The 12,873-nt window shown below is 28.3% G+C and carries 8 protein-coding genes; 1 reads left to right on the forward strand and 7 read right to left on the reverse strand.

All coding sequences use genetic code 11. The features are described from left to right. Window positions 1-65: 65 nt before the first annotated feature. From recC to prfB, 6 genes are all read right to left on the reverse strand, one after another. Window positions 66-3,419: an exodeoxyribonuclease V subunit gamma gene (gene recC / locus M9409_RS01440; protein WP_250227167.1), complete on the reverse strand. Its 3,354-nt coding sequence runs from the start codon at window positions 3,417-3,419 to the stop codon at window positions 66-68. 449 nt (window positions 3,420-3,868) lie between these two features. Further along, window positions 3,869-4,717, reverse strand: a complete 849-nt coding sequence (gene lgt / locus M9409_RS01445) for a prolipoprotein diacylglyceryl transferase (protein ID WP_250227168.1) — start codon at window positions 4,715-4,717, stop codon at window positions 3,869-3,871. Between the two features lie 201 nt (window positions 4,718-4,918). Beyond that, window positions 4,919-5,395 carry an RNA pyrophosphohydrolase gene (gene rppH, locus M9409_RS01450; RefSeq protein WP_250227169.1) on the reverse strand — a complete coding sequence of 159 codons (477 nt, stop codon included), beginning with the start codon at window positions 5,393-5,395 and terminating at the stop codon, window positions 4,919-4,921. A 639-nt stretch (window positions 5,396-6,034) separates the two neighbouring features. Continuing rightward, a complete protein-coding gene (gene lysA / locus M9409_RS01455) occupies window positions 6,035-7,315 on the reverse strand; it encodes a diaminopimelate decarboxylase (protein ID WP_250227170.1) in 1,281 nt (426 codons plus the stop codon). A 176-nt stretch (window positions 7,316-7,491) separates the two neighbouring features. Beyond that, window positions 7,492-9,021 (reverse strand): lysine--tRNA ligase, encoded by a 1,530-nt coding sequence (lysS, locus tag M9409_RS01460; RefSeq protein WP_250227171.1) that lies wholly within the window; start codon window positions 9,019-9,021, stop codon window positions 7,492-7,494. After that, window positions 9,014-10,127 (reverse strand): peptide chain release factor 2 gene (prfB, locus tag M9409_RS01465; RefSeq protein ID WP_250227172.1). Its coding sequence is split into 2 segments (ribosomal slippage): window positions 9,014-10,063 and window positions 10,065-10,127, totalling 1,113 coding nucleotides; the frame shifts between segments, so codons are not numbered across the junction. The genes lysS and prfB overlap by 8 nt, the downstream gene beginning before the upstream one ends. Before the next feature lie 487 nt (window positions 10,128-10,614). Between prfB and ygfZ the strand changes: the two genes are divergently transcribed. Next, window positions 10,615-11,607: a tRNA-modifying protein YgfZ gene (gene ygfZ / locus M9409_RS01470; RefSeq protein WP_250227173.1), complete on the forward strand. Its 993-nt coding sequence runs from the start codon at window positions 10,615-10,617 to the stop codon at window positions 11,605-11,607. Between the two features lie 41 nt (window positions 11,608-11,648). Here ygfZ and M9409_RS01475 read toward each other — a convergent pair whose 3' ends face one another. Continuing rightward, entirely contained in the window at window positions 11,649-12,869 is a 1,221-nt protein-coding gene (locus M9409_RS01475; RefSeq protein WP_250227174.1) for an FAD-dependent monooxygenase, read from the reverse strand. Between the last annotated feature and the right edge of the window lie 4 nt (window positions 12,870-12,873).

Consider the following 12,873-nt stretch of genomic DNA (forward strand, 5'->3'; position numbering starts at 1 on the left):
GTAATATATAGTATTTTAATTGTTAAAATATTTATTTTTTTGTGATGTGAAAAATTTGGAAATCATTATATTATTCTGTATTTCATTGCGTTGAAAAAGTAATGTTCTGCAGTTTCAGTAATTTTTGAGATGGTGTCTTCGCTTAAGTCAAATGAGATAAGTTTTCGAAAATATGGATCGTGACTTTCTCTAAAAAGAGAATATTTGGTACCTTTCCAAATTTGGATTAGTTTTTGGCGCGCTTCTTGTTGACAATGTGGGTTTGAAGAAATTGTTCGAGTATTCCAGTCGAATATATGATTCATCCAAGCTCCTCCAGCATGATGTAATAGCAATACTGGTGTGTTTATACCGCTACAGTAATCCGATATTAGAGTGAATAGTAACTTTTTTGCATGTAGTCTTGATAAATTAGGAAAATGCCATGTATTACTAGTACCAAATAATCTACTACTGCCCTTTCCACCTATAGCGCAATAGATGATATGTTCTATCCATAATAATAATACATCTTTCATAGAAAGATGTCGAGGTTGCCAACGTATCAACCCATTTTCTTGAACTGAAATTAATTGACCGATTAATTTAGTCGTATCAAATATTAAAGAAATATTTAGGCTATGTTTTTCAATACAATGAAATGTTTTTATTTGATTTGCCAGTATTGTCATTTTTTTTTGTTGTTTAGTCCAATATAATTTTCCAAATACACCATAAGGTAGAATTCCAGAAGCACGTACATTACGATATAGTTCATCAATGTTTTTATTATGAATTAGATAATCGATCAATTTTATATTTAGTTTATAACGATTGAGTCTATCTACCGAAAAAGGTTCATCATTTGATAATTTTAATGTGTTTTGATCAAAATAAACATTCAAACGGTTTTGAAACCATGTGCGTACTGGATGGCGATAAAAATTGTATAAATCTTGAAACATTATTGTTTTTGTAGCGTGATAAGAAAGTGGAGTATTAAAATTCGGATAGATTAATGGAGAGTGATTGTTATTAATATTTATTGTAGATAGCCATTCTTTAGCAAAACTTTGTTGGTTATTACTAGGATTAAAATTGTCAGGAGAAAAAGGAAACGGATGATGCCATTGGCATAAACGCTGACGTATATGTTTTATGTTAATGTTTATGTCTATATTTTCATGTTCTTTTGAGTAAAAGTTCAAAGCAATATATTCGAAAAGTTCATTAACTAGCACAGAAGGATAATTCATGGCAATATCATACATTGAGTGCCCGATAAAACTAATATATATCCGTTCTTGAGCTAATAACAATGCCATCAAAAATGAATAACAATCTTTTTCGTATATGTTATCGTCATTTTTGCGTGGATTTTTAACCATTAAATTAAAGTCTGGGGCAATTTTATTGCGAGGAAATTTATCGTCATTCATGCCTAAAAAACACACTATTTTGTAAGGAATACAGAAAATTGGATTAATATTGCAAAAATTAATTACATTTGGTATAAATCGGGGGATTATAATATTTTGTGTTAATTTTTGACATAATTTATCGCGTAGCACTGTTATACTGATAGTTTGATTATATTCTGCTTGTATGCCTGATTCTAATACATCTTCGTAGCAGTTTTTTAAGAATAGTAAAACTTTTTTGTTGTCTGAATCCAGATGATCACAATAAAAAAAATCGTCAATTATTTCTTTGAAATAAGATCTCCATTCTATCAATGGATAAGAATGACTGAATCGATCTCTCCATTTTTTTAATGTTTTTAAAAATTCACCTAATTGACCAATAACATTAGAATGGTCTCTGATCGTTATATCATCATATGGTAAAAATTTTTCCCAGGTATTATGTTGATGTTTGATAGCATAACCTAATAACATTCGATTTAATCCAAAATTCCAGGTATTTTGATTAATGATAGGCAAATTAAAATTATACATGGTAATATCATCAAGCCCCCACCTAATACCAGATTCAATAGTCCACTGGTGTAATAATTTCACTTCTTCTTTGTTCATGTTAAACCGAGATGCGATAGGTGTTATTGTTAAAAATGACAAAATTTCTTCAGAAGTAAATCGACTGTGTGTTATATTAAGTATTTTAATAAAAGTTGATACAATGGGGTGAGTATTTTTTTTATAGCTATTTGTTGCGATATTAAACGGTAGATGTCGATCTTGTATATTATCAAATATACTGTGAATAGCTGATTTATAATAGTGTATATCGTAAGCCATAACTATGATGTCTCCCGGAGACAGTGATGGATCATCTGTCATCATGGATAATAAATTATCATGTAACACTTCTACTTCTCGTTGAATACTATGGCAAACATGACAAGTAATTGATTGATCTTCTAATGTTAATAAATGTCGTTCATTATTTTTAAATGTTGTGGTATTACTTTGTTTTTTTTTATTTTTTGTATGATTCTGAAATTCTAAAATGTTTTTTTGTATTATGTGAAGTAAAGAATTTTGTTTAGGAACAATGAAAGATGTTAGTTCTATTTTATCTTGTAATTGAGTAAATAAAGATAGAGTATTGCGAGCGACGTTTCCCCATGAATTTAATAAAGGATGATTGATATTATCATGATTATTACGTTTGAAAAGGTGAGCAGTAACAAATGAAGATGAATGTGATGAAGCAGTTGTTTGGTTGATCAATTGTTTTTCTTGTTGTGTTATAGTATCTTGATCTTGATTAGGTATATAAATCAAATTATGACAACATGGATTTATAAACCATAAGTAAATATCAATATGATAGCTTAATAATTTTAATATATTCCAATATATAGGTGGTATGGATGTGATTCCAAAAATAAATATTCTACTTGGAAGATGATTGCAAATTATATTTTGGGTGTTTTTTAAAAAATTAATGCAACGTTGTAAAGGATGTATATTATTATTATTATTCAATTTTTGATGATCACATTCTATATTCTCTATAAATATGCGCCATATTTTTGATTGCCAGGACTGATGCGTGTCATCTAAATCATTTATTATTTCATTGGATTCCCAGCTATTCAACCAATCTGGACGATATATTAAATATTGGATAAATAAATTGGAAAGTTGTTCAGAAAATTGACCTATTTTTTGTTGATTGGCATCATTGTGTAAGTATTTGTCTATAATAGGGCACTGGTTTAATATTTGCGTTTGAGATAATATTTTCATAAATTTCCAATATATGCTAGAACATGAGAAATTATTCGTTATAGAGTTATTGGGTTCTATTTTATTAGAAATATATTGTATGAAAGACATTAAAGTCATAAATTTGATATTACATGCAATACCAAAGTGATTAGCTATCTCAATCTGTATCCATTGATCCATAATACTGTGTTCTGTTAATATTATTTCAGATTGCATGGGATCAGGTAATGATTGATCTGACATAGTATTAATTAATAGTTTTTTGAATGCATTTGATTGATTAGAGTGATAAATAATGAACATTGTGTATTAAAATTATCTAATTAGATAAGGCGTATTTTTGTCAATTTGATACATATATATATATGTTCTGTATAAACATATGATATGGGTTATGTTTGTTGTAATTACATATAACTAAAAGTATAACTATAAATATGCAATATAATTTGTTCAATTTCATAAATATGAGCTATGTGTATTAGTTCAAACCGAACTAATTTTAATTAATTCATATATTTCAAAAAACAGAAGAAATAAACAAATGTTGTTCATGATTAAATATTTACAAAATTGATCTTTTTATCATTATTGATTTGCTGTCTTTATTTATTATATAAATGTAGTAATATAAAAAGTATATATAATTTTTTGATGTTTTAAACAATATATATATATATTTAATAAATTAACTATTTATAAGCGACATAAATTATAACTATTCCCAATATAATCATGGGACATGACAAAATTTGACCCATGGTGAGTATGTTATTAATTAATCCTAGATGACTATCAGGTTGACGAAAAAACTCTGCTATAAAACGAAACACACCATAACAAATTAGAAACAATCCAGATACACTACCTACAGGATGTGGTTGACGAATAAACTTGTGTATAATAACGAATAGTATCATTCCTTCTAAAAACATTTCATATAATTGAGATGGATGACGAGGCAGTACACCATAATTATCAAATAGTGGTTGCCATTCAGGATGATCTAGTAATGTTAACAAATCTTGATATACGGAATTAGGAAATAAAACAGCCCATGGAATATCAATGGCTATTCGACCCCATAATTCTCCGTTAATAAAATTTCCTAATCTACCGAGTCCTAATCCAAAAGGAACTGCTGGTACGATAAAATCCGATATTTGAAAAAAAGATTGGTGTTTTTTATAAGAAAACCATGCAATTGATATAATTACACCTATTAATCCGCCATGAAAAGACATACCTCCTTCCCATATATTAAATATCGAAAGTAAGTTTTTAGAAAAAAAAGACCATTGATAAAATAATACATATCCAATACGACCACCCAATAAAACACCAAAACAACACAAACATAGTAAATGTTCTATGTTTACATGCGTCCATAAAACAACATTATTAGAATATCGTATACGATGCGATAATGACCACATGGCGTACATAAAAGCTAATCCATACATCATTCCATACCAATGTAGCGAAATAGGTCCTATTTTAAAAATTACTGGATTAAACGTATGATAATAAAGATCTTGCATATTTATTGATGATATTATACGATGTATAATTGTTGTGATTAGTTTTTAACTAAAATATATAGTTATATTTATATAAAAACAAAACATATTTTGATGTGTCATTGGTATTTTAAAGCTGCAATATTTTAATCACAAATTGATCTATTTTTATTGATTATATTAGATGTTGTTTTATTTTTTATAAATAATAACAGTATTTCACTATGAAATTATTACATTAACAAATTCTTGCATAACTTTTCTATACACATTTCTTTTAAAAAAAACGACTCGGCGTATTGGATACCACACACTAACCCATTTCCAGCTATCAAATGTATGATCTTCATTGTTTTGTATATTAATATGGGTATCTTTAGATAAAAGTTTTAATAAAAACCACTTTTGTTTTTGACCAAAGCAGATCGGTCTAATTTTCCAACGAATTAATTTCTTAGGCAGCCTATAACGTATCCAAGATTGGGTTGAAGATAGAATACGAACATCTTGATAATTCAATCCTATTTCTTCAAATAATTCCCTATACATGGCTTGTTCTGGAGTTTCTCCGATGTTAATTCCGCCTTGAGGAAATTGCCAGCAGTAATGTTGCTTACATTTTCTGGCCCATAATACCTGTTGTTGAGTATTACATAGCACAATTCCTACGTTTAATCGGTAACCGTTACTGTCAATCACCAGATTGCCCCAGTTTTATTAAGATATTTTGTTAAATTTTAAATATTCATATTCACAACAAAAATAACTGTTCCATTGCATTTTTGTATAAATTTAGGAATTATAAAGTATTTAAAATATATGCAAAGCTGCACATATACCCGCTTTGTTTACGTTAGTTAATTAAAATTATTATAGTATCAACATACTTTTTGTATTCTATATTATAATTATAGTTAACTCAAGGAGTTTTATTACGGTGTTGTAAGCTTAAGTTCGTACTTTTCACAGAAATTTTTAATTAAAAAATTTGATTATAATTTGTGTCAGTGTTCTGATTGAAAGTGATATTGTTAATCATTTTATAAAAATTGGAGATATAATATTGCTTATGGAAACATCATTAATAATAATCAATCTATATTTAAAAATTTTAAAATAAAAAGTATAAGAATATGTTTTGATTTGTATCGTTTGGTTCATAATTTGTTTGTTTTTGTCAAAAACACACATAATAAATAATTCTAAATAAACAAGATAAAAATAAGATTAAAAACAATTATATGAGATATAAAAATATTATTTAATTAACATTTTAAATATATTAAATAATGATTTTTTAATAAATATATAGTGTAATATTTAATAATTCTAATACTTTTATTTATGAAAATTTTCCATCGTTTCTAACATAAATAAATCTTCTAGTTTTTGTTTTCGTCGAATTTGACGCATTTTCCCATTTTCAAATAAAACCTCTGGTAATAATGGACGCGTATTATAATTAGAAGACATAGAAGCACCGTATGCACCAGTATCATGAAATATTAAATAATCTCCTACTTTTGCTGAACAAGGTAATTTACGCGTCAATACTGTTCCATTTATATTTTGTGTAAAAATATCTCCAGATTCGCATAATGGACCACCAACAACGGTATCACATAATGTTTCTACAATCATGTTGCGATTATCTCCGGGTATCAATGAAATATGGTGGTAACTGCCATACATTACTGGGCGCATTAAATCATTATATCCTGCGTCTATTAATACAAAATGACGAGTACCCATTTTTTTTACTGCTCTAATTTGTGCAATTAATATCCCTGATTCCGCAACAAGAAAGCGACCAGGCTCTATTTCTAATGTTACTGTGTGATTTAAATGTTGACTGATGTATTTTCTTGCGTTATTCCATAATTGAAAATAATGATTTACATCTACAACTATGTCGTTGTGTTGATACGGTATTGTTAATCCTCCTCCAGCAGAAATAACATGTACATCTATTTTATATTTTAAGATTTGCTGAACCATCGCATTACATACTTTAGACAAATGGTCGTATTGTACCCCGGAACCAATATGCATATGCAGCCCAATTAATCGTAAATCATAATGATGAATATAATATAAAGCGGTTGGTATATCTTCATGCCAGATACCATGTTTGCTATTTTCTCCTCCAGTATTAGTTTTTTGATTATGTCCATTTCCAAATCCAGGATTAATACGTAACCATACTTTATGCCCAGGAGAACAAATGCCTAATTGCTCTAACATATCTATCGATCCTGCATTAACAACTATATTTAATTTTAATATTCTTAATAGAGTTTCTTCTTCTAAGATGTCAGCAGTGAAAACTATTTCATTACTTTGTTTTCCTGTTTTAAAGCCAGCTAATAATGCTCGTTCAATTTCTCCTAAAGAAACAGCATCTATTTTCACTCCATGATTGTGCATTAATCGCAAAATATGAATATTAGAGCAAGATTTTTGAGCGTACCGTATAACATCAAATTGTTTTAATTGTGTAATACGATTAATTATGATTGAGGCATCGTATACCCATACTGGTCCTTTATATTTTTGATGTAATTTTTTTAAGCTTTCATAAGGAAGAGAGTTTATTTGCGTACAAATACTATGTGCCACGCTATATTCCTATTATCTTTGTTGTATATATGTCAATATCAAGATGTTTAGAGATTGTATCTCTAATACATATATTTTGGAAATATTAAACATAGATTTGTATTATGAAAAAGTGATCAGATAAATCATCAATATGTAATCATGTCTTAAGTACACTGCGAAAATATGAATAAATTTTACTTTGGGCGAAGTGTAGGAAATAAAATCACATCACGAATAGTATGATTATTGGTTAGCAGCATGATCAAACGATCAATTCCTATTCCAATACCTGCTGTAGGGGGTAATCCATATTCTAATGCAATTAGATAATCTGAATCATAATTTATGTGAACATTATTATTATTATTTTTATCTCTTTTTTCATATGTTTGTTTTAAAAAACGTTTTTTTTGATCTTCTGGATCGTTTAATTCTGAAAAACCATTTCCTATTTCTCGCCCAGCAATAAAAAGTTCAAATCGATCGGCACACTCTGGATTGGTATCATTACGACGTGCTAATGGAGATACTTCTATCGGATAAGAAGTAATGCAAGTTGGTTGAATTATTTTTTTTTCTATTGCTTCTTCAAAAATAGCCATGTGTATTCTATGTAACGTCCAGTAATTCTTAATTTTAATGCCAATTGATTTTGCAATAGAAATAGCAGTGTATATATCGTCTATATTTTGGAATTTAGTTTCTGGTAGATAATGAAATATAGCTTCTTTTATACTAATTTGCGTAAAAGGATGTTGAAAATCTAATTCATAATTTCCATAATTTATGATATTTTTACCTAATACTTTTTGTGTTACCGATTTTAATAAATCTTGAACCAAACTGATGATATCGCGATAATCGGCATAAGCCATATATATTTCCATCATTGTAAACTCAGGATTATGATGTGAAGATATACCTTCATTACGAAAATTACGATTTATTTCAAATATTCGTTCGAAACCACCTATCACTAATTTTTTTAGATATAATTCTGGAGCGATGCGTAGATACATATCGATTCCTAATTTATTATGATGTGTAATGAAAGGATGTGCTATAGCTCCTCCTGCGATTGTATGCATCATTGGTGTCTCTACTTCCATGAAATTATTTTTCATCATGAATTGACGTATTTCAGAAATAATTAAAGAACGTATCCTAAATGTTTTTCTTGTTTTTTCATTAATAATTAAGTCTAAATATCTTTGACGATATTTTGTTTCTTGATTGTTTAAACCATGAAATTTATCTGGTAATGGACGTAATGCTTTAGTTAACAATCGAATTTCTTTGCAATATATTGATAGTTCCCCAGTACGCGTTCTAAATAATGTTCCGCGTGCTCCTATGATATCTCCTAAATCCCATTGTTTTATATTTTCATCGTATAAATTTATTGATAATGAATCAGCAGTAATATACAATTGTATGCAACCTTCAATATCTCGTATAGTTATAAAAGATGCTTTTCCCATGATACGTTGACTGATTATGCGTCCTGCTATGTTGACTTCAATGTTTAATTGTATTAATTCTGAATTGGATGTATGAGCGTATTTTTTGTGTAGTTGATTAGAAATAGAACTACGACGAAAATTATTTGGAAATGCTGCGCCTTTTTTACGGAGTTTTGATAGTTTTTTTCGACGAATATTTAATTCATCATCGACATTAAATTTTTTATGTGATTGATCTTTTGAATATATGCGTTTAGTCATTGTAAGTCTCGCTTAGAGTATTTTTGATGCTAATTTTTATGAAATCGTCTAGATCTCCATCTAAAACAGCTTTAACATTACGTTTTTCAAAACCAGTACGCAAATCTTTAACTCTAGAATTATCCAAAATATAAGATCGTATTTGACTACCCCAAGTGATATTTACTTTGTTGTTTTCTCTCATTTTTTTTTCATAATTTTTTTTTTGTAATTCAAGCTCATATAATTTAGCTTTTAGTTGCTTCATGGCTTGATTTTTATTTTTGTGTTGTGAACGATCACTTTGACATTGGGTAACGATATTTGTCGGTATATGGGTAATGCGTACTGCAGATTCTGTACGGTTGACATGTTGACCTCCTGCTCCAGAAGCTCGATAAACATCACAACGTAAATCTTCTGGACGAATGTGAATATTTATACTATCATCTAATTCTGGATACACAAATACTGAAGCAAATGAAGTATGACGTCTTCCAGCAGAATCAAAAGGACTTTTACGTACCAACCTGTGTACACCAGATTCAGTGCGTAACCAACCATATGCATAAGACCCAATAACTTGAACAGTGACAGATTTTATCCCAGTGATTTCTCCTGTTGATTCTTCAATAATTTCGGTGATAAAGCCTTTATGATCCATCCAACGTAGGTACATGCGTAATAACATACTAGCCCAATCCTGTGCTTCAGTTCCTCCGGATCCTGATTGAATATCGACATAACAATTTGAATCATCATATTTTCCTATAAACATACGACTCATCTCTAATTGAGATAACGTACGTTCTAAATCAATTAATTGATCGTGAATTTCAGAAAGCAGGATCTTGTCATATTCTTCCGTTAATTCTAATAAATCATTTAAATCTACTAAATTTTTATAAAGTTGATCAACAATATTGATAAAAATTTTTAAAGAAGATGACTTTTGTCTGAGAATTTTTGCTGTTTTAGGATTTTTCCAAATATCGGGTGATTTTAGTTTGTTGCTAATTGTTTCAAAATATTTTTTTTTGAGATCGTAGTCAAAAATCATCCTTGAACTTAAATATTCTATTTAACATAAGTTGAATATGTTGTTTAATAAGATTGATATCTACCATAAAATTTTATTCCTTAAGATGTATATTTTTATTCATTGTTATTTTATATGGTATATATATACTAATATAGTGAATTCAATTGAGTAGCAATTCTCTACTTAATATCTATAAGAACGTATAATTTCTTATGATATCAGTTATATAATTTAGTTTTGATTTTTTTTTGATCATTATCACTAAAATGAGTTATTAGTTATATATAAATTCGAACTGTCGTATATGTTTTTATTTATTTTATTGGAGGTAAAACTGTAGATAATCATACATTACAAAGATAATAGCATTCAATCAATGATTGTTATGTGTTTGTAACTATTTATTATTATATTAACTATATATAGTGCGAAATAGATAATTGTTCAATTATTAGATTTACGATAATACATAATTAACGTGTGGCTCAATTTTTGTTGAGCGTAATATGTAGACATTTAAGTAATGGAATGGAATTGATATATAGTTATTTTTATTCATAAGGAGAGATATAGTGTTTTCTCATACGACTTTTTCAGGACAGTACCCTGTTCCCTCAAAAGATTTGCCCCTAACATTTATCTCCTTAGAAGAATGGACGTTAGTGAAATTATGTGGACCAGATGTTATACAATGTTTACATAATCAATTTACTTGTGATATTCAAAATTTAGATGAACATAAATATAGTTTTGCAGCACATTGTAATCCAAAAGGCAAAATGATTAGCAATATGTATGTTTTTCATTTTAAAAATCAAGAAATGGCATTGATTGAACGTTTAAATATATGCAAGAAACAAATAGAAGAAATGAAAAAATATATGGTATTTTCTAATGTTACTGTTGTCCCTGATTACGATGCAATACTTATTGGAATAGCTGGAAGAAATGCAAGAAATCATTTAAGTATGTTTTTTTCAGTGCTTCCAAATGAGACGCATACAATAATTCATGCTCAAGATGTAACTTTACTTTACTTTAGTGCACCATCGGAACGATTTTTATTGATTATTAATAAAAAATCAGTATTAGATCGCTTGTTAAATGAATCACAATTTCACATACAACTTAACGATAGTCGCCAATGGGTATCGTTGGATATGGAAGCAGGTTATCCAATTATTGAGCCAACGACTAGTGAATTATTTATCCCTCAAGCTGTTAATATGGATATATTACAGGGTATTAGTTTTGATAAGGGTTGTTATATTGGACAAGAATCTATTGCGCGCATTAAATATCGTGGATGTAACAAACAAACGTTATGTCGGTTAAATGGTGTCATTGATTATACGAATCGTTATAAATTGCCTGCAGCTGGTGATCAGGTAGAGTTAAAAGTAAATAATCAATACTGGAAAAATATTGGAGTTGTTTTGCATTCCTGTCAAATTAAAAAAAATAATGTATGGGTACAAGTAGTGTTAAATAGATCGATTTTAGAGCCTTCAGAATTGAGAATTACAAATATACAAACTCATGACAGTCTTATTTTTCATTATTGATATTTGATTAATTTAAATGATTTTTTAATAGACTAATGCTTTTAGTTATAATGGTCTTTTAGTAACCATTCCGGCATATTATTTAAGCCCATAATACGATGTAAAATATGCATTTTTAAATTGGGAACAGTGTTTATCAGATAATAAATAAAACATTGTATGTATTTTACAAGATTATTTTTATTGTGAAGAAACATATACATATGTGGCATATACATGAAGTCTTTAATTATTCTGTGTTTTCTATTGTGTTCATAATATTTTAAATAACTATAGTATCCAATATCTTTGTTACTTTCTTTTAGATTCTTTAGATAATGTAATAAAATTGCTGCATCTATCAGTTCTGAATTGATATTTTGAAAAAATAAAGGACACATGGTGTGTGCGGCGTTGCCTAATAATACTAAACGATGGTTTGTACATTTATGTGTATATTGCATTCTAAGTAGTGAAATGTTATATTTTTTATTATCACACATAATACAAAGACCGAGTATATTGCAAATTTTAATTAACGCTTCATTAATAGATTGATCGGCATCGGATACATATAAATACTTTTTAGCAGCATATGGAGGCAATAACCAAAAAACAACGGAGAGATGCATATTTTTTAATGGTAATAACATTACTAATCCATCGTTATGAACAATATAACGAAGAATGCTGTTGTGGGTTTTCTCGGTTTGAATAATAGTAGTTAATCCATAATATTTAGTATCTCTAAATATTATGGAAAGATTTGCAGCGTTTCTTACCCAAGAATTTATTCCATCTGCTCCTATTACTAATTTAGCTTTAAATGTATAATTATTGGCTATTGTAATAAATGCTGCATCTTCATGATAATTGATTGATTCAGGTACGTATGAAGAAATAAATGTGATATTTTTTAATTGTTGTGCACGATCAATTAAAGCTTGATATATTAAATGTTTATCAATAATATATCCTAAATCAAGGTATCCTAAGTAACCGGAATTAAAAACAATTTTACTTATATTATGATTTTTAAGAATTTCCAGTTTATGTAATGCAACAGAGAAATCTGATATTTTTGGATGCCAAATTTTTAAATATTGAAGAATTTTTATGCTAGTTATATTAACTAATGATGTTTCCAAATCCCATAGATTTGCTTCATACGTATGAAAATGTGTATGTTCTATAATTGCAATACGAAAACCATCACCTAATCCACAGGCTAATGCTAGTCCAGCGATTCCTTGATTTACAATTAATAGATCGAAACTGTCCATATTA

Source organism: Blochmannia endosymbiont of Camponotus sp. C-046, assembly GCF_023585865.1.
Lineage (GTDB): Bacteria > Pseudomonadota > Gammaproteobacteria > Enterobacterales > Enterobacteriaceae > Blochmanniella.

Coding starts and splice junctions, on each gene's coding strand:
- recC (WP_250227167.1), bottom strand. CDS start 3,419: ATGTCAGATCAATCATTACCTGATCCCATGCAATCTGAAATAATATTA.
- lysS (WP_250227171.1), bottom strand. CDS start 9,021: ATGACTAAACGCATATATTCAAAAGATCAATCACATAAAAAATTTAAT.
- M9409_RS01475 (WP_250227174.1), bottom strand. CDS start 12,869: ATGGACAGTTTCGATCTATTAATTGTAAATCAAGGAATCGCTGGACTA.
- lgt (WP_250227168.1), bottom strand. CDS start 4,717: ATGCAAGATCTTTATTATCATACGTTTAATCCAGTAATTTTTAAAATA.